Raw genomic sequence first — 24301 nt, 5'->3', positions numbered from 1 at the left:
TTTAAACCTCTACAAAGATCTCAGCAAGCCTTCCTCTTTCCGGAAGTCTTTCAGCAGTCTCAATTCTTATTTCCTGAATCTGCAGAGCTTTGCATTTTTTGATGTAAGGAACAATGTCGAATTTCCCTTTTCCTTTGCTTTTTATCGCCGGAGAATAATACGCTTCCTCAATATTTTCTGCATTCACATAATTATTGAAAGTCCTTTGAAAGCTTCCCGTGAAAATATCGCAAACGATTTTATTAATGAGATGAGGATATTTGTTTCTGATGATCCCGAAAGCGTCAACAAATTCCTGCGGCCTTATTTTATTAAAGATTGTACTTTTTGTGGTGAACAAAAGATCTCTGATAGAATCTCCCATCTCATAACCTGACACCAACAAAATTTTGTATTGAATCTCCTCTTCTCTTGCGTCCTTCTCTTTCAGTACTTTTTTCAATATATTCAAAGACTCAAGAGAATAATCTGTGGCAATTAAAATTGTTTTGGTCATATCTTTAAGATTTAGTTTCGTGTTTATCTTTTTTGATACTACAAAACTATACCTACCAAATTAGAAGCTCTTTGGAATGGAATTAAAATGTGATTAAAGAGATTAGAATGAGATTAGAAAATTGTTAAGGGAAATTAATATTAGGAGAAAAAAATAATCTCAAACTCCTTTTTAAATAAAAGAATTTACCCAAAGTTTGTCATTCCGGAGGAATCTAAACTGCCTTTAAATAACAACAATTGAGCTTCCTCTGGAATGACAAAAGTATATTTATTTTAGATTAAACTTATACTAATTTTTCCTCCTGCTGAGTACTGTAGAAATTTGGAAAACGAATTTGAACAGTCGTTCCCTGATTTTCATGAGAACTGACAATCAATTCGCCGTTATGCATTCTTACAATGTTTCGGGCTAATGGAAGTCCAATTCCATAGCCTTCGTAGTTTTTTGTATTTGAAGCCCTGAAAAATGGATCATAGATCTTGTTCATTTCCTCTTGAGGAATACCGATCCCGTTGTCTTTTATAATGATATAAACATCGGTATCCGTAGCTCCTAGTGAAACTTTAACCTGCTGAAAATTAGAATATTTACAGCCATTCTGAATAATATTGGTAACCGCAAGATGCAACAACTGTTCGTTACCCTGAACTTTTAATTTTTTAGGATTATCAGGTAACATACTTATATCCAGGTAGATATTATTTCGAGTATCAATTTTTCTCAATGTTTCGATAACATCCCAAAGCAATTGATCGATGCGGACTTTATCCATTTTCTGGATCTTTCCATCAAATCCGGTTTGAGCGATCATCAATAAAGCCTTGATCTTTTTGTCTAATTTTTCGGCTTCATCTAAAATAATTTCTAAAGTTTCCTTGTATTCATCGCCGGTTCTGCTGATCGAAAGCGCAACATCTGCTTCACCCATAATCGAAGTCAAGGGCGTTCTCAACTCGTGAGAGACATTTCCAATTAAATGATTTTGAGTTTCAAATGAGGTTTCGATACGATTCAACATATCGTTAAAGGTTTCCACCAACTCATTCAATTCTTTATTATCAGGTTGAGATTCTAATCTTAAGTGTAGATTTTCTGAACTAATATCTTTTACTTTTCCTGTAATTTTTAAAATAGGCTTAAATAAAGTTTTAGATAAATAAAAAGAGAAAATCATACTAAAGAAAAGCGAAAGAACTATACAAGTTATTAATGTTCGTTTTAAAAAGCCTAAATAATAAACCACATAATGGTTTTTTGCGGAAGCTATCGCGATATATTCTTTATCATCAGATTTAAACGACTGCCCGATATAATAAAACTCTTTATCATTGTAGTTTGCCTCTCCTTTTTTGACAATATTTTTGAAAAAATAGTCGGGAATATGTACTTCTTGGGAAATTTTCTTAAAATTAGAATCCTCTGGAACAGCAAAAACATAATCTCTTTCCATCGGAAGTTCTTCATCGTTCGAGCTATTCAGGACGTAGTTTTCAGGAAGATCGAGATGATCCTTACTTTTTTCAATCTGAACAATTGTTGTCGTTCGGATTTTAAGCAATTCATAAAACCTCTGATGCGAAAAGTTGACAATCGAAAAATACACCAATCCACTGAACAGCAATATAATGGCAGTAAAAACCAACATTAAAAGCACCATCGTTTTGGTCTGATTTGTAACAACTTTATTAAACATTCATTAAGGCTTTTTCAACACATATCCCATTCCTATGACGGTATGTATCAATTTATTATCTTCTTTATGATCCAGTTTTTTTCTTAAATAATTCACATAAACATCTACCACATTGGTTCCCAACTCATAGTTCACGCCCCAAACCGCATCCAGAATTTCTGCTCTGGAAATCACTTTTTCAGGATTATTGAGAAAATACAGCAACAATTTATATTCTGTAGAAGTCAACGAAATATCCTCGCCTGCGCGGGTCACTTTTTTAGTATAATCATTAACAATTAAATCTGAAAATTGAAAAACATGTTCATTATCAATTTCAGGTTCAACAATTTCCTGAGCCGGACTGTTATTACTTCTTCTTAATAATGACTTTACTCGCGCAACCAATTCTATAAACTTAAAAGGTTTTACCAGATAATCATCTCCGCCGCTTTCCAGGCCAAGAACGATGTTTTCGGAAGTCCCCAATGCCGTTAAAAAAAGGATCGGGACATGTTTATTCGTTTTTCTGATCTCTTTACAGACGTCTAAACCGTTCATTTCCGGTAACATAATGTCTAAAATCACTAGATCAAAATCGTTTGATTGCACCAACTGCACTCCGGTACGACCGTCGAAAGCCACCGAAACTTCATACCCATTTTCCTGCAATCCTTTTTTTATAAAAGATACAACGCTGGTTTCATCTTCAATCAGAACAATTTTTTTCATTGAAATAAGGAATTTCACAAAAATAGAAAATTTATTTCGATTGGAAGTCTTATGTTGGAAGATTGGAACTGATATCATATCGCAAAAAGAGAATTTTCAATTAATTGATTTTAAACTTAGCACAAACTATAGAGAATAATACTAAATTTGTTGTCATTAATAATGATGAAAACAATTCGGGCTAAATTCTAAATACTATGAATGATTTTTTAATAGGTATCGGAAAAAGATTAAAAGATATTAGAAAAAAAAACAATTCAACCATTAACGAATTGGCTCTCAAGGCAAATGTAAGCAATGGACTTATTTCCCGAATCGAAAACGGGAGAACGATTCCTTCTCTTCCTGTACTTTTAGACCTTATCCAATCTTTAGAAATCGATGCAAGTTATTTCTTCGAAGGCGTAGAGAAAAAATCACATGCAAAATTTATCCATCTACCTAAAGAAAATCAACAGCTTATCGAAAAAGAGGTTGAAGCTGAGGGCTTTAAATACATGCATATTTTCAGTAAAAGTCTCCATTCGTTAGGTTTTGAAGCCGCTTTATTAACTCTTGAACCTAATTCTAAAAGAGAAAAAGTAATTACCGACGCTTGGGAATTTAAATATATTCTAAAAGGAGAAGTAAAATATTTAATTGATAACGAAGAAATCATTCTAAAAGAAGGCGATTCTCTATATTTTAATGGAAAATTTCCGCACGTTCCGGTAAGCATCAGCGACGAAAACTGTATCATGCTTGTTCTTTATTTTTATTCTGATAAACATTAATTTCAGTTTTTACTCTAAAGAAACTTTTGAGCGATTTTTCATTCCTATTTTTACTCTCATTAAACTTTTCAAACCTATTTTCAGAATAAAAAGTTTACAAATACTCAACTTCTCATTTTTTAAGGCATTTCAAAATTAACATAGAATTAACCAAAAGTCGTTCAAATTACTGAATGATTTTATTAACACATACACAGCTTTAATTAGAAAAAAAGCGTCTTATTCGCCTATTTACCTATATTTCACACACTACAAACCTGATTTTCATATAAATATTTACACCAAGACATACTTACTATTTCTATGAATTTCTTAATTATTACTTAACATAAGATTATTACATATATTAAAATTATTAGCTTGATTTGCATAGAAAATTTAATATATGTAAAAATGGGAACAAAATTAGAGAAATTACTTATCCTCGTTTTTGTCTGTTTCATAACCTTTGCTTCAGCACAAAAACAATCAATCATAGGAGTTGTCCTTGACGAGAGCCAACCTCTCCCAGGCGCTTCCATAAAAATAAAAGGTTCTTCCAAAAGTGTAGTAACCGATGTTGACGGAAAGTTTACCATTAATGATGTAAAAACAGGTGAACAGAATTTACAAATAAGCTATATCGGCTATGAAACTAAAAGTTTAGATATAGATGCAAAATCTGGAGAAGTTACAGATCTTGGAACTCTGAAACTTACTCAAAAACAGAAAAATATAGATGAAGTTGTTATCACTTCTACCTTAAGGAACAGCGAAGCTAGAGCTTTAAACCTTCAAAAGAATGCCATTAATATTTCCAACGTAATTGCTTCGGATGGAATCGGAAAATTACCAGACAGAAATGCTGCAGAAACCGTTCAACGTGTGCAAGGTGTTTCGATTGAAAGAGATCAGGGAGAAGGAAGATTCGTTTCATTGAGAGGGTTGCCGCCGTTTTGGGCATCAACAACAATCAACGGAAACAGACTGCCAACCGCAGAAGAAGAAACAACCTCCAGAGCAACGGCATTCGATTTTTTCCCTACAGAATTGATTTCTTACGTTCATGTAAATAAATCTTTCACTCCCGACATGGAATCCGACGGAATCGGTGGTGGCGTAAATTTCATCACCAAAACTCCACCAATGAAAACCGAGTTTAAAGCAACTTTAGGAAGCGGTTATAACGCTAAATCCGATAAAGGAGTTTACAATTTAGGATTGCTTTACGGCGGAAGAACGAAGGATAAAAAATTCGGTTATTTATTCAATTTTGCGCATTTTATCAGAAATTGGTCGACAGATAATTTTGAGGCAAGAAGAAGTGGTGACGAAGGGGTTTTCAGATTAGAACTTCGTGATTATAATGGAGTTAGAAAAACGACAGGAATTAATACCGCTTTTGAATATGTCTTATCTCCAAAAACCACATTTTACTTAAAAGGAATGTACGGAACCTTATCTGACGATGAAACGCATTATAAACACAGAATCAGGTTTGATAAATTCAGTTCTACAAATAACACTGCGAGAGTTGAACTGCAAAACATTCATAATCTATTAATTACAGAATTAACTTCAGTTTCTTTAGGCGCGGTTCATAATTTAAATAAAGGAAAAATTGATTGGGATTTATCTTATTATGATAACAAATTTAAATACGGAAACATTCCCGATAAACAGAATAACTCATACTACGTTATAAAATACACGCAATCCGGAGTTGGAATTAACACAAATTACATCGCAGATCACGGAAATGGTCCGAGAGCTTATTGGAAAGCCGACGGCGGAAAATTAGATTATAAAGATCCTGATGCATTATTTGGTTTTTACAGTGATCCGAATTTCAAAATGGATGCTTCCCAAATGAAGTTTACCGATCTGGAACTCTATAAAGTTTTTGTTGAGGAAAAAGATAAAATCGTAGCAGCTTTTAACCATGAAATTTATGCTTCCGATAAATTAACCTTAAAATATGGTTTTAAATACAGAGACAAAGAGCGTAATGCTAGATTCTCCGACATCTTCTACAATTGGAGCAACGGAACAGCCCCGCTTTTATCTGACTTCAGTCAATATATTACCACTCAGCCGAACGGTCCCAAATATTTAAGCGAAATGAATGCCCACATCGGGAATACTTTCGGACCCGTTTTATCTACTTCGGGAATGGATCAGTTCTGGTTTCAGAATCAGGGAAATTTAAAGATAAATCCAACCGATTCAGAATCAATTGAATATAATAAAGCACTTGGAAGAAACTTCGATGTTTTCGAAAAACATGCCGATGCTTATGGAATGGGAACATATAAAGTAAATGATCAAATCACAATTTTAGGAGGAATCAGATTGTCAAATACCTATACAAAAGTGAAAGGCTACAATGTGATTGACAATACATTAGTTCCAGTTGAAAACACTAAAAAATACCTTGCCGTTTTACCTATGTTACACATTAAATATGCTTTAAACGACAAAACCAATTTACGATTCGCAGCAACAAGAACATTCTCAAGACCCAATTTTGGAGACTTAACTCCGGGTGGAACTTACAGTGAAGCGGATAACGAATTCAAAGGCGGAAATCCTAATTTGAATCCGACCTATTCTTTAAATTTCGATTTAATGGGAGAATATTATTTTTCAAACGTAGGGATTTTGAGTGGTGGAGTTTTCTATAAATCAATCACAGACCCTATTTTCCAAGATTCTTTTATTGGAAGTTATAATGGAATCAATGGAGTACAATTCACCGCTCCCAACAACGGAAAATCAGCTTGGCTAGGTGGAATTGAATTAGGAATCAATAGAAGATTCGATTTCTTGCCAGGTTTCCTACAATATTTCGGAACGCAATTGAATGCCACTTTCATGGATTCTCAAATGGAAAAACCAAGCGGAAGAGAAGTAAAGCTTCCTTATCAGGCGAAAGAATTATACAACATTCAGTTGTTTTTCGAGAAAAAAGGATTCAATGCAAGATTGGCTTACAACTACAAAGGGAAATATGCCGTTGAATATGCAGAAGAAGACTTAAACGACTCATATTATGGGAAATACAGTAGTTTAGACTTCGGAGGTTCTTATCAATTTACCAAGCATCTTATGTTATATGTTGACGTAAACAACATTCTGAACAAACCTTTAATCTATCACTTCGGAAAAGATGAAACTCGTCCGGAACAGGTTGAATATTACGGAGTAAGATGCAATCTAGGTGTAAAACTTAATTTCTAATCCATTAAAAATGGCAGAAAGTATCAATAAAAAAACTTTAGTAACACTGAGAGCGGCTTTCGCTGCTTTTGGTGTCTACTTTTGCATGTATGGTTTTAGAAAACCCTTTACAGTTGCTTCTTTCGAAGGGCTGGCTTATTTCGGAGTTGACTATAAAGTTTTAATTATCATTGCTCAGGTAATGGGGTATTTTATATCAAAGTTTATTGGAATTAAATTTATTTCAGAATTAAAACCGGAAAAAAGGATCTTTTATTTATTCACATTCATTGCGGTTGCAGAACTTGCTTTGCTTGGTTTTGCGGTAGTTCCCGCGCCTTACAATATTCTTTTGATGTTCATTAACGGAATTCCGTTGGGAATGATCTGGGGAATCGTTTTCTCTTACATTGAAGGAAGAAAAACCACGGAAATCATCGGATTATTTCTATGTTCAAGTTTCGTAGTTTCTTCAGGATTTACAAAATCTGTCGGAAAATTTTTAATGGATACTTTTAATGTTTCAGAATTCTGGATGCCTTTTTCGGCAGGATTAATCTTCATTATTCCGCTATTGATATTCGGATTCATGTTGGAAAAACTCCCAAAGCCAACCGAAGAAGATATTTTATTAAAAAACAAAAGGCAGCCACTCAATAAAACAGAAAGAAAAAAAATCATCAAGCAATTTTTTATTCCGATCGTCTGCATTACCTTCTTATATGTGAGCCTTACAATTTTAAGAGATTTCAGAGATAATTTTAACCGTGAGATCTGGGATAATTTACACATCAAATTTGACAGTTCGATCTTCACCTTAACAGAAATCCCAATTGCAATCATGGTTCTTCTGATCTTAAGTTTCATGGTTAAAGTAAAGAATAATAAGAGAGCTTTTGCCTATTATCATTACATTCTTTTTGGTGGAATTTTGACGGTCGGTTTCTCAACATATCTGTTTGAAAACAGCCAATTATCTCCTTTTATATGGATGACACTTTCCGGTTTTGGCATGTACTTATGCTACATCCCATTCAACGGAATTTATTTTGACAGAATGATTGCCGCCTTCGACATCAAGGGAAATGTAGGATTTCTAATCTATTTTGTAGATTCTTTTGGGTACTTGGGAAGTGTTTTGATTCTACTTTACAAAAACTTCGGCTCATCACAGACTTCTTGGTTAAATTTTTACATTAAACTAAACTACATCATCGTAGTAATTGCTTTAATTTTTTCCCTCATCGCTTTTATTATGTTCAGAAAAAAATCAAGGAAAAATAAAATTAACAACAAACCATACATCAATTTCGATACGTCGAAAAGTATATAAATTATAGTAAAAATGACAACAAAATTCGATTTAATCGTTGTAGGAGGTGGCATTTTAGGAACATTCCATGCATACCATGCCTTGAAAAAAGGTCTTAAAGTTGCTTTATTAGAAAAAAACTCTATTCCCCAGGGCGCAACGGTAAGAAATTTCGGGCAGGTCGTTCCCTCCGGAATGGATCTCAAATGGCAAAACTTCGGAAGAGAAAGTTTAACAATTTATAACGAACTTCAAGCTCAGACCAATTTAACGATAAGAAAAAACGGCTCGGTTTATATCGCGTCCAATGATGAAGAAATGCAATTGATCAACGAATTATACGAGATCAATAAGAATAATAATTATGAATCTGTCCTTTTATCGAAAAGCGAATGTATCAACAGATTTGACGGTTTGCGTTCAGATTATTGCAAAGGCGGACTGTTTTTCCCACAGGAATTATCCGTGGATTCCGCTGAAATGATTGTGAAACTTCACACACTTTTACAGGAAAAATTAGACTTAAAAATTTTCTACAATACCACAGTTGTTGAAACTCATGAAAATGACGGTAAATGTATCGCAATCACCGCAGACGGAACAGAATTGAATGCTTCAAAAATCATTATCTGTGGAGGACATGAGTTTAAAACTTTATATCCAAATGTTTTTAATGAAAGCGACCTTGAAGTCAGTAAATTACAAATGCTTCAGACAAAACCACAGGGAATTTATTCGTTGCAAGGAAATATTTTAACAGGATTATCCATCAGAAGATATGAGTCTTTTGAAGAATGTCCTTCTTTCAAAAAGATCAAATTTTTGGAAGATCCGAATTCTTTTGAGAAAAAATTTGGAGTTCATATTTTATTCAAACAGGCTCTGGATGGTTCGATTATTTTAGGTGATTCCCATGAATATGCAGATGCAAAAAATTCTGATGATTTAGGATTTGACTTAAATATGGAAATCGACGAATTTATGATCAATGAAGCCAAGAAAATTATAGATCTTCCTACTTACGAGATCCAAAGAAGATGGTTTGGAGTGTATTCTCAATGCAAAACGAAAGATATTTTCGAACATAATCCATCACCAAATATTCACATCATAACAGGAATTGGAGGGAAAGGAATGACCGGAAGTGGAGGATTTTCAAAATTTAATATAGATAAAATTTACGCATAAAAACAAATGAAGAACATAGAATTATTGGTTCTGGATATGGCCGGAACTACAATCAATGAAGACAATGTAGTATATAAAACTTTAATGACCGCGGTTAATGATTACGGTTACGAAGTTTCTTTAGAAAAAGTCTTATCAACCTGTGCCGGTATGGAAAAACTGGAGGCAATCACCAGTTTATTAAAGGAAATTGAAGGAAACGAAGCAGATGCACTCGCTATTTTTGAAAACTTTTCAGATCAATTAAAGGAAGCTTATCAAAATTTAGAGGTAAAACCTATCAATGGTGTTGAAGATTTTTTGCTAAAAATGAGATCTCAAGCCAAAAAAATCGTTTTGAATACAGGGTACACTTCCGAAATTGCACAACAGCTTTTAGATAAATTAGGCTGGAAACAAAATACCCATTATGATGCTTTAATTACCGCAGATGATGTCTCTGAAAGCCGTCCAAGCCCTGAAATGATCATTCTTGCGATGAAAAAATTCAATATTAATGATGCTGAAAAGGTTTTAAAAGCCGGTGATTCTGTAATTGATATTGAAGAAGGAAAAAATGCAGGCTGTGGACTGACAATCGCCGTTCTTTCTGGAGCCCAAAATAAAACCGAACTCGAAAAATCTAATCCCGATTATATTTTCAACACTATATCCGAGGCTGAAGAAATTCTTTACTAATTCTTTCAAATTAAGCTACTCAATTCAGCCTCAATTTTTTTGACTTAAACACAAATGTCACTAATATTTTCACAAATAGCACAAATAAACTGGTGAAAGTGTGGTGATTAACCTTGTCTAAGTTTAAAACTTTGACAAGGTTCTAAACTTACAAATACTTATTCAAAAACTACTTATTATTATGAAAGCAAAACTATTTTCAATGGCAGTCGTGATGAGCTGTTTCCTCGGAGCTCAGACGAAAAAAGTTCTTTTTATCGGTATCGACGGATGCCGAGCTGATGTGATGATGTCTTCCAACACTCCGAACATCCACAATTTGGTTAACCAGTCTATTTATTCTTTAGATGGCTTGTGCGCTGCAACGACTTGGAGCGGAAACGGATGGAGTACGATGCTTACAGGAGTTTGGCATACAAAACATAATGTTCAGGACAATAATTTTACCAGCCCTAATTATGTTAATTATCCAGATTTTTTGACAAGAGCGGAGACTTATAATCCTAATTTAAGAACAATTTCTTTGGCTCATTGGGCTCCGATCAATGATATTATTGTTCAAAATGCTGATGTTCAAACCAATTTAGGAACAGATCTAGCAGTAAAAAATGCTGCTGTAAGTGCTTTACAAAGCGATAATCCAGATATTTTATTTGTCGATTTCGATGATGTGGATCATGCAGGACATTCTTATGGTTTTTCTTCAACTGTTCCGCAATATGTTGCCTCAATGCAAACTACGGACGGGTATATCGGAGAGATTGTCAACGCGATGAAAAATAGAGCAACCTATAACAATGAAGATTGGTTGGTAGTTTTAACAACAGATCACGGTGCTGTTGACAACGGTCATGGCGGAGGAAATCTTTCAGAAAGAGATATTTTTACGATCTATTCTAATCCAAGCTTTACACCTCAACAGATCAGCAAAACAATAATTGACACTAATAAAACATTCAATCAGCTTAATTTTCCTGCAGGAACTTTTGCAAAACCAGCTAATCAAACTCCTTTTAATTTTGGGACTAATCAGGATTTTACAATTGAGTTTTGGGTAAAACCTAATGTGAGTTTCTCAAGCGATCCAGTGATGATTAGTAATAAAAACTGGGCAAACGGAAAAAACAAAGGATTTGTATTTTCAGGATATTCCGGACAAACCTTTAAAATGAATATTGGTGACGGCACCAATAGAATCGATCTTGTAGGCGGAAAAATGGAAACTAATCAATGGAAGCATATCGCAGCAACTTTCGACAGAGACGGACTTGTAACGTTATACGAAGATGGCGTTCCTGTAACTTTCGCAAAAATGAATACGATTGGAAATATTGACTCAGGGCTTCCTTTTACCATTAATCAGGATGGAACGAATGTTTACAATCTTAATATGGCAGCATCTTATAAAGACATAAGAGTTTGGAAATCTGCCCTTCCGAATGATGTTTTGGTGAATTGGGCCAATCAGAATATTACCCCTTCTCACCCTTATTATTCTCAATTATTGGCTAATTATACATGTGATGAAACATCGGGAAATACTTTGGTGGATTCTAGTCCAAACAGTAATAATTCAGCAGTTACCGGTTCTCCAACTCGTGACCTTGCTACATCTACTAATTTTAAAATTTACAATTATTTATCAACTACTAGAGAAACAGACCATTTTCCTACTGTTTTAAACTGGATGTGTATTCCTGTTCAGGCTTCTTGGGGAATTGACGGGGTGAATAGAATTCCTGTCTGCACAAACGGAACTTTAGCTACAAAAGATATAGAAACTTCAACTAACGATTTCGTTATTTATCCAAATCCAGCCAGTCAGAATATCAATGTGAAATTCAAATCTGATGAAAAAGAGGTAAAAGTTGAGATTATTGACGCAAAAGGCTCAATTATTTCATCTAAAAAAATCAATTCGTCAAATGGAGGTTTTGATGAAAAACTGAGTGTAGAAAACCTTTCTAACGGAGTTTATTTCATTAAAATTAATGGAGCTAAGAAATCACTTTCAAAAACATTTATCAAAAAATAGAGCCTATGAAACAGTAGAGTAATTATTAGATTTAAATTTTGATATTAGAATGAGGATAATTTCTATCCAAGTTCTAATATCTTTTTTTATGATTAAAGATCTTAACTAAAAGGTACTAAAAATAAAAAACCCTCCGTAATAAAATTACAGAGGGTTTTTAGTACCCCGGGCGGGACTTGAACCCGCACGTTCTTACGAACACAGGATTTTAAGTCCTGCGTGTCTACCAGTTCCACCACCAGGGCATGGAGTGGAGCGAAAAACGGGATTCGAACCCGCGACCCCAACCTTGGCAAGGTTGTGCTCTACCAGCTGAGCTATTTTCGCAAAACTATGTGCGGATGAAGGGACTCGAACCCCCACGCCTCACGGCACCAGATCCTAAGTCTGGCGTGGCTACCAATTACACCACATCCGCATTGTTTTGTTAAGTTATATTTTTAAAGAACTTGTTTCGTTTTTGTGAGTGCAAATATAGGACATTTTCCTTTACTTCCAAACTTTTCAGAAAAAAAAATTAAATTTTTTACATTTTTTTTCTCTCGTAGCACTTATTACGATTGATTTTATTACTTTTACATCGTTAATATTTACAATATGGAATTACAAGGAACGGTAAAGAAACTTTTTGATGCTCAGACGTTTGCGAGCGGTTTTCAGAAAAGAGAAATGGTTATTTTGACGCAAGAGCAGTATCCACAGCCGATAAACATAGAATTTTTATCAGATAAGATAAATTTACTAGACAATCTTAAGGAAGGAGAAAATGTAAAGGTGGGAATCAACATTAGAGGAAGAGAATGGACTTCTCCTCAAGGTGAAACTAAATATTTCAACTCTATTACAGGTTGGAAAATTGAGAAAGTTATGGATAACGGTTCAGAGCCTACTCAGGCTTCGCCATCACAATCTGCATCTCCGGTTTCTAATGAGAATCCATTTGCTGGAGACGAAGACGATGATTTACCTTTTTAATTAAAAGATAACGATCAAATATAAATCCTGCTTTATCAAGTGGGATTTTTTTTCACAAAAAATGGTTCGATTAGACGAAAACGAAATTTCATTTCCCGATCCTGAGCTGTATCATGGTCATGACGGAATTATTGCTTTTGGTGGCGACTTATCTATAGAACGTATCTGGTTCGCCTATCAATTGGGGATTTTTCCGTGGTACAATCCTGATGAGGAAATTCTTTGGTGGTGCCCGGATCCGAGATTTGTTTTGTTTCCTGATGAGCTGAAAGTCTCAAAATCCATGAGAAAAATACTGGATCGTAATATTTTTACCTTCACAGAAAATCAAAATTTCAGAGAAGTCATTAAAAGCTGTCAGGAAATAAGCCGAAAAGGGCAATCGGGAACGTGGCTTTCGGATGAATTGATGGAATCTTTTATTCAGCTTCACGAATATGGATTGGCAAAAAGCATCGAAGTTTGGCAGGACGGAGAATTGATTGGCGGATTTTATGGACTACAAATTGGCAACGTTTTTTGCGGAGAAAGTATGTTTGCGAAAGTAAGCAATGCTTCAAAAGCAGGATTTATTCATTTTGTTGAGACTCATAAAAATAGCCTTGATCTAATTGACTGTCAATCCCATACAGATCACTTAGAAAGCTTAGGCGCCAGAATGATTTCTAAAAAAGAATTTTTAAAAATTTTACACAAAAACAATGAACGCAGATAAAGAAAAATGGATTCTTTTAGCCATACTCAGTCTTATCTGGGGCTCATCTTTTATTTTAATTAAAAAATCTTTAGAACATTTCAATCCTTTTGAAGTGGGAGCATTGAGGGTTTTGATTGCCGGAATTATTTTAATGCCGATCGCCATCTCAAAATATAAATTATTTCCTAAAAAACATTTAAAGTGGTTGATTTTAGCCGCATTTACGGGTAACTTTATCCCAATGTTTTTATTTCCCATCGCGGAAACAGAAGTCAGCAGCAGTATTGCGGGAATTATTAATTCAATGATGCCTATTTTTGTGATTATTGTTGGTGCGCTGGTGTGGAAGTTTGAAACCACAAAACAGCAGATAATTGGTGTGTTTATTAGCTTTACGGGAGTTTGTCTATTAGCTTTTGGCGGCGGCGATGGTTCAACTTTTAAGCTTATTCCGATTCTGCTTCTTTTATTGGCTACTTTATGTTACGCCGTGAGTACTACGACGGTAAAATCTAAACTTATGGAAGTTTCTTCCACCATATTATCCGCTTTTGTATTTTCTTTTGTATTATTTTTTCCGTCATTAATCGCTTTAAGCTTTACAGGATTCTTTTCTGAATTTAATTTTTCGAAAGATAATTTAACGGGATTAATGTTTGTCAGCTTATTATCTATCTTCGGAACCGGCTTGGCAATGACAATGAATTACAGATTACTGAAAGTATCAACTCCTCTTTTTGCATCAACAGTAACTTTGTTAATGCCTATTGTTGCTATCATTTGGGGTATTTTAGATGGCGAAGAATTAACTATTTTACAATTTGTAGGCGCAAGTATCATTATTGCCGGATTGGTCTTTTTAAGGGCAAAACCTGCTATAAAAAAATAAATCCCGCATTGCTGCAGGATTTTTATTTTAATCTTAATATTTTAAATCATTAAGATATATTTTAAGAATAAAGTTTAGTTAAGAATAACCTTGTTGATTTTTATTGCAAGTTCATAACTTCCATCTTCAATCATCTAGCTTCCTCCTTTTCTAATTTTTCTTTCTCACTTTAGCTTTAGCCTTTTTCACCTCATCTTTAATGTAAGGATATTTTTTCTGCATATCCGGAGCAAGAGTAGGGTCTAAGCTTAATGCCAACTGAAGAGATTCAATTCCTTTTTCCTGATTTTTAAGGATAAAATAACAATTGCTTAACTGATAATACAATTCTGCTCTGTTATGTAAAATTACAGCAGCATTTAAAAGTGTAACCGTCTCATCGTACTCTCCCAGAAGCATCAATACTTCAGAATAAGCATACCAGTTATAAAATCTTGAAGGTTCTGCTTCAACCAATTTTTTCAGACAAACAAGACTTTCTTCAAATTTCCCTGAATCAATTAATAAAAAGGCTAATCTTTTTTGATAATCAAGATTATTTTCATTCAAATGAGTCGCTTCTGTTGCAAAATGCAACGCTTCCGACATTCCGCCCATTTCTTCGTATAAATACGACTGCTCCATCATAGAAAGATAAAATTGAGGATCTTCTCTCAATGATCTCTGAAATGAATTCAAGGCCATAACAGGTTGTTTTAATGCTTTATAACACAAACCAATTTTATAAAAAGTGAACGCTTTTGTATATTCCAACTCGAGCATCTCCTCGTAAATTTCAATTGATTTTTTATATTGTCCTAAAGCTTCATAACAAGCTGCTTTATTGGCATAAACCCCAACAGCAGTTGAATTAATCGCCAATAAGTAATCAAATCCCTTTATGGCTTCATCATAATTCTTTCTGTTGAAATAGAACTGTCCGTATTCAAACCAAGCAGTTTCAGAATAAGCAAAATCATCTAAATATTCATTCAGAAAGGCAATTGCCTCCTCACTCTTATTCAATTCACTAAAGCAAATCATTGCATTTTCCAAAGGATATTCATCCGTTGGATCTTCTTTCAATGCTTTTTTGTAATGTTTAAGAGCGTTAAAAGGATCTCCTAAATTCACATATTCATCCGCAATAAAATTGTGAAGAAAATTCTCTTCTTCTTTTAATTCTAATGCTTTTTTACAAATTTCAATGGATCTTTTAGGGTTTCCTAAATTCGAATAATACTTTGCATAGCAAACCAAAAAGTCTGTATTCTCCATAGATGAAGCCTTCAACTCATCGATAAGCTCTTTCGCAGCATTATACTCTTCCCATTCTAAAAGAACTTCAAGTTTTTTAATCTTGATGTCCAAAGAATTGGGATGAAGTTTAAGGCCATAATTCACTGCATTATCAGCATAATTAAAGTCGCCTAACTCCAGATAATAAACAATAATATCCTCCAACTCTTCTGTATCAAAGTAGAATTCATCATTATTTTCCATCATTTCTTCGAACTTTTTCACAAGTTCATTTCCAAAGTATTCTTCCAATAGCGTGTCTTATCGTCGGCCCAACGTCTGAATTTACTTGCAGACATCGACAAACTTCTTAAATTAATATTACTTCTGAAATTTACTATTTCAAAATGTATGCAAAGTTGCGAATTTTTTTCGACATACATTTTCGTAAATTTCTATACTAAAGATAGTGAAAAGAATACGAAGATGAAAGAATTGTGGATAAATAAACAGGAGTTATCACTAAATTAATATAACCAACCTTTTTCTACTATTGATTTCCTTTTCCCAAACAGTTTCAATATCTTTCAAATGAACTGTTTCTATATCTATTTTTAATTTTCCATCTGCAGCGGCTTGGAACATTTCGGGAATAATTTCTGTTAACAAAAGTTTAAATTCCTCAGGCGACCAGCTTCCCAATCCGGAACCGGAAATCTGAATGTCCGTTCCTCTTAAAATTTGTGATGATAATTGAATCGTGTCACCGCTCATTCCTCCGACTGAAACCAATCTTGTTTTGTGTGAAAAATTACCGTCACCCTTCAATGCAGACAATAAAAGTTCTACAGAATGTCCCCAAATATAATCCAGAACAACATCAATTGGGGTTTCTATATGAATTTCTTTTATTTTTTGCTTAAAATCTTCGTCATTTAATTGTAAAGAAACAACTTCATCAGCTCCAAGATCATAAAGAGACTCCAAAACTTCTTGATTTCTTCCGGTAACAATTACTTTTTTGGCGCCATATAATTTAGCAACCTGAATTGCAACTTTTCCTGTAATTCCTGTGGCTCCGTTGATCAAAACAATTTCTCCTGGCTTTAGTTTTGTTTTGAATTTAAGTCCCATTGCAGAACCCATCACAGCGTTTGGTAAAGCTGCAGCTGTAGAAAAATCCAAACCGTAAGGAATTGGAACGATGAATTTTTTATCTGTAACAGCTTTTTCTGCTACGGTTCCTTTTTTACTGAAAAAATATACTTTATCTCCATTTTCGAGCAATCCTACTCCATCGCTTCCGATAAGTTTAGGTTGGTGCACTTCATTTTCGGTTGAATAATGGGTTCCGCTTGCTCTTGCTCTATCCAAATGTTTGATAGATGCAGCTTTTACGGATATAAGTTGTTCGTTTTCAGAACTTACTTCAGGATCTGGGAAATCTGCGTATTGTGGAATTCCACCTTTTTCAAATACTATTGCGGCTTTCATTATGTTTAATTTTAATACAAATTTATTATGAAAGCGTTTCGGGAAGCAATAACATTTGTTATCAGTTGAGCTGGAAGTTGGGTGCTTGAAGATGGAAGATTTAGGAAATAATTTTTTTGACGCAAAGATTATATTTCTTTCTGTATTATTTTTAGAGGGCAAAGGCAAATAAATTTGCTTCGCGAAGCTTGAAAACATCGCCTCCTTAAATCAACTTGTTGATTCTTCTTTGCTTACTTAGATATGTTTTATTTTTAAATTAAAACTTTGCGTTTAAAAATGAAAAAGTTCATTATTAATTCAATTATATGCAGTCGCAAAGAAACCTCCAGTATCCATCTTCCAGCCTTTCAAAGCCTGTCTTTCAAAATCTTGCTTTTAATTCTGCTCAGATGAACGGTTGTGATGCCTAAATAAGAAGCAATATAATGTTGCGGAACTCTTTTAATAATATCCGGTTTTTCTTTACAAAGATTAAGGTATCGTTCTTGTGGACTTTCTTTAATAAATGAGAAAAAGTGTTTCATATAATCAAAAACCCTTTCGAAAACAGAATCCATAAATTCACTTCTCAACTTTGGATCTTCGTAAACTTCTTCCAAAATTTTATTGGCGGTAGGTTTATCTATTTGCCACAAAATACAAGGCTCAATTGATTCAAATGAAACCATACTCGGCAATCCTTTTCGGAAGCTTTCCAGCGAAGAAAACATCGTGTTTTCCATAAAAAACTGAAAAGTAATGTCTTTTCCATCATTATTGTACCAAGCTCTTACAATCCCTTTTTCAATAAAATAGGCATTTAATGAAATTTCACCTTCTGTTAACAGAATTGTTTTAGCCGGAACTTCGATTCGTGTGAAATTCTTTCTGTATTTTCCCCAAGTATCTTTCGGGAAAGAAAATCTGTTTTGTAGATGTTCGAACATATTGTAAAAAAAAGAACGAGACCAAAAGCCTCGTTCTTATAATTTTATTAAATCAAACTTTTGATTTTTGCAATGATATCATCCCCTAGTTTGTCAGCTTCTTCCTGAGATTTAGCTTCTGTATAAATTCTGATAATCGGTTCTGTATTCGATTTACGAAGGTGAACCCAATTGTTTTCAAAGTCTATTTTTACACCGTCAATCGTAGAAACGTTTTCGTTTTGATATTCTTTTTCCATTTTAGATAAAATATCATCTACGTTGATTTCAGGAGTTAATTCGATTTTCTTTTTACCCATGAAATAACTTGGATATCCTGCTCTTAATTCAGAAACAGTCTTGTTTTCTTTTGCTAAATGAGTCAAAAATAACGCAACACCTACCAAAGAGTCTCTTCCGTAATGTAGATCTGGATAGATAATTCCGCCGTTTCCTTCACCTCCGATTACGGCATTTTTCTCCTTCATTAGAGTAATAACATTCACTTCTCCAACAGCACTTGCAAAATATTCTGAATTGTGGCTCTGCGCAACATCTCTCAACGCACGGCTTGAAGAAAGGTTTGAAATTGCCACGCCATTTTTATTCTTCAATAAATAATCTGCAACAGCAACCAGTGTATATTCTTCGCCAAACATTTCCCCTTTTTCATCGATCAAAGCCAATCTGTCAACATCGGGATCTACAACAACCCCAACGTCGGCGCCTTCTTTTTTAATCAATTCACAGATATCTCCTAAATGTTCTTTCAACGGTTCAGGATTGTGTGGAAACTGTCCGTTTGGTTCACAATATAATTTAACGGTTTCACAACCTAACTTATCTAAAAGCATCGGAATCGCAATACCTCCCGTAGAGTTTACGGCATCTAAAACTACCTTGAAATTTTTAGCCTTAATTGCTTCAACATCTACCATCGGCAAATCCAAAATCTGCTGAATATGAATATCAAAAGCATCATCTCTTGTTTCATATTTACCCAAATCATCAACTTCGGCGTAATTAAAGTCTTCACTTTCGGCCAAAGCAAGAACTTCGGCGCCGTTTTCTCCAGTGATGAATTCTCCTTTTTCGTTTAATAATTTAAGCGCATTCCATTGTTTTGGGTTGTGAGAAGCGGTAAGGATAATTCCTCCGTCTGCTTTCAACTCAGGAACCATAATTTCAACGGTTGGTGTTGTAGAAAGTCCAAGATCAATTACGTTGATTCCAAGCCCTTGCAACGTTGCTGTAACCAATGAATTAACCATTAAACCAGAAATTCTTGCATCACGACCAATGATTAAAGTTAAATCTTTTTTATTTTTATTATTCTGAAGCCAGGTTCCGAAAGCAGAAGCAAATTTCACCACGTCAAGCGGCGTTAAATTATCATTTACTTTTCCGCCTATTGTTCCCCGAATTCCTGAAATACTTTTTATTAATGACATTCCTATTTTTTCTTAGTTTGTTTTAAAATTTTCTTTTCATCACCGTCTAACTTTCGTTGAACTTTTTTAATATCTTCTAACGCGGGAAGATTTTCAGGTTTTATACCCCTCTCTCCCAACATTTTTCTTACTGCTAAATTATTTTCAATATGTTCATTGGTAATCTGAGAATCACCATTTAAATCTTTTTCAACAACATTATGACTTGTTAATTCAGTTGCGAAATCTTTTGCTTTAATTGTTAATGTAGGAAGAAAATCAGCAAGAGGTCTAGATTGTGGAACATTAAGCTTTTTTTTCATATCGTTTGTAGTAAAACCACCAAACAAAGCTTGATCTCCCTTGGAGCGGATTACTGAAAAACTTCTGTCATCAACACCTCTTTCATAAATAATACCTGAAAGTTTTTTCTCTGTTTTTGATAATCTTTCTCTTGCTGTTACTCTCGCAACATCTAAAAGTCTTTTCTCAATAATCTCTTGTTTTCTTGTCTGAACAGCAAAATAAGTTTGAGCAAAAGCTATTTCACTTTTAGAGCTGTCGCCATTTTGAGCAACCAAGTAACAACCATAACGAGTTAATGCTATATCTAAAATTTCTCTTTCAGAACCGCTTCCTAATAAGACCATTTTCCCGATATCGGCAAAATGGTTTTGAACGTCTTCTCCAACATTTTCACAAGCCTTTTTCGCTTTTTCAATAACCTTTAAAAAGTTATCCCATTTTGTATAGTTGAGAATTTCTTGTAAATCTCTAGCGCTCCAGCATTCAATATCTTTATATAAATGTGAAGCATTTTCAAATTTTAAAAAGAGCTCTTCTATTAATTCTTTTTTCATTTCAATTGTGATGTATTTTTCACAAAAATAAATAAAAATTGAATTCTATAATTAATTTTTATTTGAATTTCGCAGCAAAGATACTTATAAAATCGGAACCCTTTTTTGGATTTTATCGTAACTGTTTTTCACAACTTTTGGCGGTGCAAAACGATATCCTACATATATTAATCCGTAAGTATTGTTGTTTTGAACATGAGAATCAGCATCCTGTTTGTAATTATATGACATTAGATTCAGCTTTCCTCCAAACAAAAACCTGTCTGAGTTGTAACCTATATGAATTCCGCCCCCGAATTTCTTAGTGAAATATTTATTCTTTTCTTTTTCAGATTTTGAACCATTTTCCAAATCTTCCTGATAACTTGACCATTTTCCTCCAATTCCGGCAAATGCAAAAGGTGAAATATTCACATTTTTTGTCACGACCCAATTGTAATAATAAGCTAGATTGGCTCCGATATTAATTTGCGTTTCCATGCTTTTGAGATCATCGATATCTTTATTTTTAAAAAAAGTAAGGTCATATTCTAAAGCAGGAACAAAACTTCCGTTGCTTTCTTTCTGCCATTCTCTCTGATAATAGATACTTTTTAATGAAAAATCTTTATTAAAAGAATAAGCGGTAATTCCGCCAAAGCTTTGAATCCTCAAATCAGGAAGCTTTAAATAGGCATCTTTTCCTTTTTGCCAATCGGGATCGAAATCCTGCATATTTTTCAGATAAAAACCTTTTGAATTTTTATAGTAAACAGTCTGAATAAAACTTTTAGGGAAAAATCTGAATCTAATATCCGAATACGAACTTTCACCCTTCAAATGATTGTCATTATTTCCGGGAATAAAGTTGGGAGCGAATGAAAACGTCGCACTTATAATCTTGTAATCAATTGAAAAAGAAGTGTTGATTTTATTATTAATAGAAAGCTTCGTCTTGGAAAATTTCTCTCCTTTATAAACGGCAACGTAATCTTCAATATTTGTATCAAAATTCAGCCTGACCATCACCTGATCTTCATAGGAAATGATTTTGGTGCTGTCCGGTTGTTTTTGAGCATTTGCAAAAAATCCTAAAAGCCAACATAGCAGGAAGTGTGTTGTTTTTTTCAAATCAGGTATGTTTTATCCTGTATGAAAATTACAACAATTTTCTTAATTTATTATGTTAAAACAAATTTAAGAGCAGCCACAGTCTTTGTCGCAACCTGTTCTTTTTGAACTGAATTTTTTAGGTGCAAAATTCTTTCTCAAAATCTTAAATAAAGAATAGCACGCGAACGCAACTACAAGCAAGACAATTACATATTGAAAAATTAATGAAGAATCCATTATTTTAATATTTGATATGCTATCATCGACACAAAGTATGCCAAACCGGTCATCATTACCACCTGAAAGCCAGTCCATTTCCAGCTTTTGGTTTCTCTGTAAACTACTGCAAGTGTAGAAACACACTGCATTGCAAATGCGTAAAATAAAAGCACGGAAACACCTGTTGCGAAATTGAATACTTTTTCGCCGTTGGGTTTTACATCGTGTCTCATTTTATCAATCACTTTTCCTTCCGGAGCATCGTCGTCTAAGCTGTATAATGTTGACATTGTTCCAACAAAAACTTCTCTTGCTACGAAACTTGTGATAATCCCAACTCCCATTTTCCAGTCGTAACCTAATGGCGCAATGGCGGGTTCGATCGCTTTTCCCATTTTTGCCAAATAAGAGTGATCAAGCTTAACATTCGTTGCTACAAATTCATTTGGAGTTTGTTTTGGTCCGAAATAACTTAAAAACCAGATAATAATACTTACAATGAAGATGATTTTTCCGGCACCGGTTATGAATTCCCAAACTTTACCTAAAACCATCTTGAAATCGTATGCGAAAAGCGGTTTTTTGTAGGTTGGTAAATCCATTACCAAGTATGTTTTTCCTTGATTTTTAATGAAACCTTTAAGAATTGCAGCCGAAAGTAACGCCACCATAAATCCTAAAAGATACATTCCCAATAAAACCAATGCTTTATATTGAATTCCGAAGAAAGTTCCGTCTGAAATAATTAAACCAATAATGATACTGTAAACCGGAAGTCTCGCAGAACAAGTCATGAAAGGCGTTACCAAGATGGTTAATAATCTTTCTTTTAAGTTCTCGATATTTCTTGTTGAAATTACCGCAGGAATTGCACAAGCCGTTCCGGAAACTAATGGAACGATACTTTTTCCGTTTAGTCCAAAAGGCCGTAAAAACCTGTCCATCAGAAAAATAACTCTCGCCATATATCCTGAATCTTCTAATAAATAGAGGAAATATAATAAAATCCCGATTTGTGGAGCGAAAACCATGATTCCGCCTAAGCCAGGAATAATTCCGTTTGAAATTAATGAATTTAGTGGCCCTTCCGGAAGATGTTCTCCTGTGAAAGCTGATAGCCATGCGAAGAAATTATCGATCCAGTTCATTGGATATTCTGCCAAGAAGAAAACACTTTGGAAAATGATCAATAAAATCAATAAGAAAACAACATATCCCCAGAATTTATGAACGAGAACTTTATCCAATCTCTCCGTTAATAATTCTTTGAATTGAGGTCTTTTTGAAATTACATTAGCTAAAATCTTGTCGACATTCTGATATCTCCTAACCGTTTCCTGAACCTGTAATCTTTTAGGAACCATATTTTTAGCCTCAGAATCACTCAATCCTTTCTTCATGGATTCTTCCTTATCCAACTCAACGCCTGAAGATATGGATATCCAAGCTTTATATTCGTTATCAAGGCCTTTATCTGAAGACAGTTTTTGGATAAAATCTCTGTGTTGGGTTGGTATTTCGAAAGAAGTTTTATCTGTTTTTAAAAATTCGTTGTTTAAAACAGCTTCTTTTATTTCTTCAATTCCAATTTGCTCTTTTGCGTTGGTTTGGATGATCTTAATTCCTAATGCATCCGAAAATTTCTGAATATCAATCGTAATTCCTCTTCTTTCAGCCTGATCGATCTGGTTAACAACCAAAATCATCGGAACTCCCAGATCCTGAATCTGTTGAAAAAGCAACAGTCCTCTTTTTAAACTTAAAGCTTCAAGAATATAAATAACTCCAGCATAATTTTTCTGCTCATCGATAAGAAATTTAGAAAAAATAGCCTCGTCCTCGGAGCTTGGATAAATACTGTATGAACCCGGTAAATCAACCACCTCAACCTCTTCATTCTTATAGGCATAATTCCCCGAATGGCTTGCTACAGTAACACCAGCATAATTCCCGGTTTTCTGTTTTTTGTTGCAAAGCGTATTGAAAACCGTTGACTTTCCTACATTAGGATTTCCGACTAAAAGTACCTGTTTTTTTTGAGTATCCTGCATCAATTCAATTCTTCAACAATGATAAAACTGCCTTCTTCTTCACGAAGAGCAATTCGGCTTTTTTCTTCTCCAAATTCTACATACATAGGACCACTAAAAGGAGCCTGATACAATATTCTGAAGGCCGTTTCCGGCAATAGACCCATTTCTATGATCTTACTCGGCATCTTCATTTGATCATCATCATACCCCAGAATCTTTCCCATTTTGTTTTTAGGAAATCCGCTCAATTTATGTAAACCCTTCTCTTTCAAAGCCTGACGTTTTGTAAATGCAAATATACGCTATTTAAATTTAATCTAAATAACGCGTTTTGTTAAAAAAATAAACCCAAAAGTATTGCTACACTTGGGTTTATAAGATATAATTTAGTTGATATGA

The 24301-nt window shown here is 34.1% G+C and carries 20 protein-coding genes and 3 tRNA genes; 9 read left to right on the top strand and 14 right to left on the bottom strand.

Features of this window, described 5'->3' with window-relative positions:
* Window position 1 precedes the first annotated feature (1 nt).
* The 3 genes from A0O34_RS09640 to A0O34_RS09630 all read right to left on the bottom strand — a co-directional run bounded on the left by A0O34_RS09640 (window position 2) and on the right by A0O34_RS09630 (window position 2903).
* Window positions 2-496: a hypothetical protein gene (locus A0O34_RS09640; RefSeq protein ID WP_066754122.1), complete on the bottom strand. Its 495-nt coding sequence runs from the start codon at window positions 494-496 to the stop codon at window positions 2-4.
* Between the two features lie 286 nt (window positions 497-782).
* Complete coding sequence (locus A0O34_RS09635; RefSeq protein WP_066754120.1) at window positions 783-2192, bottom strand: sensor histidine kinase; 1410 nt, start codon at window positions 2190-2192, stop codon at window positions 783-785.
* 3 nt (window positions 2193-2195) lie between these two features.
* Complete coding sequence (locus A0O34_RS09630) at window positions 2196-2903, bottom strand: response regulator transcription factor (RefSeq protein ID WP_066754118.1); 708 nt, start codon at window positions 2901-2903, stop codon at window positions 2196-2198.
* Between the two features lie 197 nt (window positions 2904-3100).
* On the opposite strand from A0O34_RS09630, the gene A0O34_RS09625 reads away from it, so the two are divergent.
* The 6 genes from A0O34_RS09625 (at window position 3101) to A0O34_RS09600 (ending at window position 12087) form a co-directional block, all read left to right on the top strand.
* Window positions 3101-3676: a helix-turn-helix domain-containing protein gene (locus A0O34_RS09625; protein WP_066754114.1), complete on the top strand. Its 576-nt coding sequence runs from the start codon at window positions 3101-3103 to the stop codon at window positions 3674-3676.
* 393 nt (window positions 3677-4069) lie between these two features.
* The gene (locus A0O34_RS09620; RefSeq protein ID WP_066754112.1) at window positions 4070-6895 is read left to right on the top strand and encodes a TonB-dependent receptor; all 2826 of its coding nucleotides are present in this window, start codon (window positions 4070-4072) and stop codon (window positions 6893-6895) included.
* Between the two features lie 10 nt (window positions 6896-6905).
* Entirely contained in the window at window positions 6906-8207 is a 1302-nt protein-coding gene (locus A0O34_RS09615) for a DUF5690 family protein (RefSeq protein WP_066754110.1), read from the top strand.
* A 12-nt stretch (window positions 8208-8219) separates the two neighbouring features.
* Window positions 8220-9374: a TIGR03364 family FAD-dependent oxidoreductase gene (locus tag A0O34_RS09610; protein ID WP_066754107.1), complete on the top strand. Its 1155-nt coding sequence runs from the start codon at window positions 8220-8222 to the stop codon at window positions 9372-9374.
* 6 nt (window positions 9375-9380) lie between these two features.
* On the top strand, window positions 9381-10052 hold the full coding sequence (locus tag A0O34_RS09605; RefSeq protein ID WP_066754105.1) for a phosphonatase-like hydrolase: 672 nt from the start codon (window positions 9381-9383) through the stop codon (window positions 10050-10052).
* A gap of 181 nt (window positions 10053-10233) precedes the next feature.
* Window positions 10234-12087, top strand: a complete 1854-nt coding sequence (locus tag A0O34_RS09600) for an alkaline phosphatase family protein (RefSeq protein WP_066754103.1) — start codon at window positions 10234-10236, stop codon at window positions 12085-12087.
* Between the two features lie 161 nt (window positions 12088-12248).
* Here the strand turns inward: A0O34_RS09600 and A0O34_RS09595 are convergent.
* The 3 genes from A0O34_RS09595 to A0O34_RS09585 form a co-directional block, all read right to left on the bottom strand.
* A tRNA-Leu gene (locus A0O34_RS09595) sits at window positions 12249-12332 on the bottom strand.
* A gap of 6 nt (window positions 12333-12338) precedes the next feature.
* Window positions 12339-12414, bottom strand: a tRNA-Gly gene (locus A0O34_RS09590).
* Window positions 12415-12423: 9 nt separating this feature from the next.
* A tRNA-Leu gene (locus A0O34_RS09585) sits at window positions 12424-12505 on the bottom strand.
* 179 nt (window positions 12506-12684) lie between these two features.
* Between A0O34_RS09585 and A0O34_RS09580 the strand changes: the two genes are divergently transcribed.
* The 3 genes from A0O34_RS09580 to A0O34_RS09570 all read left to right on the top strand — a co-directional run bounded on the left by A0O34_RS09580 (window position 12685) and on the right by A0O34_RS09570 (window position 14648).
* Complete coding sequence (locus A0O34_RS09580) at window positions 12685-13062, top strand: DUF3127 domain-containing protein (protein ID WP_066754101.1); 378 nt, start codon at window positions 12685-12687, stop codon at window positions 13060-13062.
* Between the two features lie 61 nt (window positions 13063-13123).
* Window positions 13124-13777: a leucyl/phenylalanyl-tRNA--protein transferase gene (gene aat / locus A0O34_RS09575; RefSeq protein WP_066754099.1), complete on the top strand. Its 654-nt coding sequence runs from the start codon at window positions 13124-13126 to the stop codon at window positions 13775-13777.
* On the top strand, window positions 13764-14648 hold the full coding sequence (locus A0O34_RS09570) for a DMT family transporter (RefSeq protein ID WP_066754097.1): 885 nt from the start codon (window positions 13764-13766) through the stop codon (window positions 14646-14648). The genes aat and A0O34_RS09570 overlap by 14 nt, the downstream gene beginning before the upstream one ends.
* 150 nt (window positions 14649-14798) lie before the next feature.
* On the opposite strand, the gene A0O34_RS09565 is transcribed toward A0O34_RS09570, so the two are convergent.
* From A0O34_RS09565 to A0O34_RS09530, 8 genes are all read right to left on the bottom strand, one after another.
* Window positions 14799-16178, bottom strand: a complete 1380-nt coding sequence (locus A0O34_RS09565; RefSeq protein WP_066754096.1) for a tetratricopeptide repeat protein — start codon at window positions 16176-16178, stop codon at window positions 14799-14801.
* A gap of 210 nt (window positions 16179-16388) precedes the next feature.
* Window positions 16389-17360 carry a quinone oxidoreductase family protein gene (locus tag A0O34_RS09560; protein WP_066754094.1) on the bottom strand — a complete coding sequence of 324 codons (972 nt, stop codon included), beginning with the start codon at window positions 17358-17360 and terminating at the stop codon, window positions 16389-16391.
* 350 nt (window positions 17361-17710) lie between these two features.
* Window positions 17711-18289, bottom strand: a complete 579-nt coding sequence (locus tag A0O34_RS09555) for a Crp/Fnr family transcriptional regulator (protein WP_066754089.1) — start codon at window positions 18287-18289, stop codon at window positions 17711-17713.
* A gap of 47 nt (window positions 18290-18336) precedes the next feature.
* Window positions 18337-19719 carry a phosphoglucosamine mutase gene (gene glmM / locus A0O34_RS09550; protein WP_066754086.1) on the bottom strand — a complete coding sequence of 461 codons (1383 nt, stop codon included), beginning with the start codon at window positions 19717-19719 and terminating at the stop codon, window positions 18337-18339.
* 2 nt (window positions 19720-19721) lie between these two features.
* Complete coding sequence (gene dinD, locus A0O34_RS09545; protein ID WP_066754084.1) at window positions 19722-20558, bottom strand: DNA damage-inducible protein D; 837 nt, start codon at window positions 20556-20558, stop codon at window positions 19722-19724.
* A gap of 84 nt (window positions 20559-20642) precedes the next feature.
* Window positions 20643-21668, bottom strand: a complete 1026-nt coding sequence (locus A0O34_RS09540; protein WP_066754082.1) for a DUF4421 family protein — start codon at window positions 21666-21668, stop codon at window positions 20643-20645.
* Between the two features lie 218 nt (window positions 21669-21886).
* Window positions 21887-23920 carry a ferrous iron transport protein B gene (gene feoB, locus A0O34_RS09535; protein ID WP_066754080.1) on the bottom strand — a complete coding sequence of 678 codons (2034 nt, stop codon included), beginning with the start codon at window positions 23918-23920 and terminating at the stop codon, window positions 21887-21889.
* On the bottom strand, window positions 23920-24174 hold the full coding sequence (locus A0O34_RS09530) for a FeoA family protein (protein WP_082891134.1): 255 nt from the start codon (window positions 24172-24174) through the stop codon (window positions 23920-23922). Before A0O34_RS09530 ends, feoB begins: the two co-directional genes overlap by 1 nt.
* Between the last annotated feature and the right edge of the window lie 127 nt (window positions 24175-24301).

It is taken from the genome of Chryseobacterium glaciei, from assembly GCF_001648155.1.
Classification (GTDB): domain Bacteria; phylum Bacteroidota; class Bacteroidia; order Flavobacteriales; family Weeksellaceae; genus Chryseobacterium; species Chryseobacterium glaciei.
This window is presented reverse-complemented; position numbering and strand designations above follow the sequence as displayed.

Bases quoted from the DNA above. Each gene is read 5' to 3' on its own strand.
- A0O34_RS09600 (WP_066754103.1), top strand. From the start codon at position 10,234: ATGAAAGCAAAACTATTTTCAATGGCAGTCGTGATGAGCTGTTTCCTC.
- A0O34_RS09615 (WP_066754110.1), top strand. From the start codon at position 6,906: ATGGCAGAAAGTATCAATAAAAAAACTTTAGTAACACTGAGAGCGGCT.
- A0O34_RS09640 (WP_066754122.1), bottom strand. From the start codon at position 496: ATGACCAAAACAATTTTAATTGCCACAGATTATTCTCTTGAGTCTTTG.
- feoB (WP_066754080.1), bottom strand. From the start codon at position 23,920: ATGCAGGATACTCAAAAAAAACAGGTACTTTTAGTCGGAAATCCTAAT.
- glmM (WP_066754086.1), bottom strand. From the start codon at position 19,719: ATGTCATTAATAAAAAGTATTTCAGGAATTCGGGGAACAATAGGCGGA.
- A0O34_RS09630 (WP_066754118.1), bottom strand. From the start codon at position 2,903: ATGAAAAAAATTGTTCTGATTGAAGATGAAACCAGCGTTGTATCTTTT.
- A0O34_RS09580 (WP_066754101.1), top strand. From the start codon at position 12,685: ATGGAATTACAAGGAACGGTAAAGAAACTTTTTGATGCTCAGACGTTT.
- A0O34_RS09605 (WP_066754105.1), top strand. From the start codon at position 9,381: ATGAAGAACATAGAATTATTGGTTCTGGATATGGCCGGAACTACAATC.
- A0O34_RS09620 (WP_066754112.1), top strand. From the start codon at position 4,070: ATGGGAACAAAATTAGAGAAATTACTTATCCTCGTTTTTGTCTGTTTC.
- A0O34_RS09635 (WP_066754120.1), bottom strand. From the start codon at position 2,192: ATGTTTAATAAAGTTGTTACAAATCAGACCAAAACGATGGTGCTTTTA.
- A0O34_RS09570 (WP_066754097.1), top strand. From the start codon at position 13,764: ATGAACGCAGATAAAGAAAAATGGATTCTTTTAGCCATACTCAGTCTT.
- A0O34_RS09560 (WP_066754094.1), bottom strand. From the start codon at position 17,360: ATGAAAGCCGCAATAGTATTTGAAAAAGGTGGAATTCCACAATACGCA.
- A0O34_RS09610 (WP_066754107.1), top strand. From the start codon at position 8,220: ATGACAACAAAATTCGATTTAATCGTTGTAGGAGGTGGCATTTTAGGA.
- aat (WP_066754099.1), top strand. From the start codon at position 13,124: ATGGTTCGATTAGACGAAAACGAAATTTCATTTCCCGATCCTGAGCTG.
- A0O34_RS09625 (WP_066754114.1), top strand. From the start codon at position 3,101: ATGAATGATTTTTTAATAGGTATCGGAAAAAGATTAAAAGATATTAGA.
- dinD (WP_066754084.1), bottom strand. From the start codon at position 20,558: ATGAAAAAAGAATTAATAGAAGAGCTCTTTTTAAAATTTGAAAATGCT.
- A0O34_RS09555 (WP_066754089.1), bottom strand. From the start codon at position 18,289: ATGTTCGAACATCTACAAAACAGATTTTCTTTCCCGAAAGATACTTGG.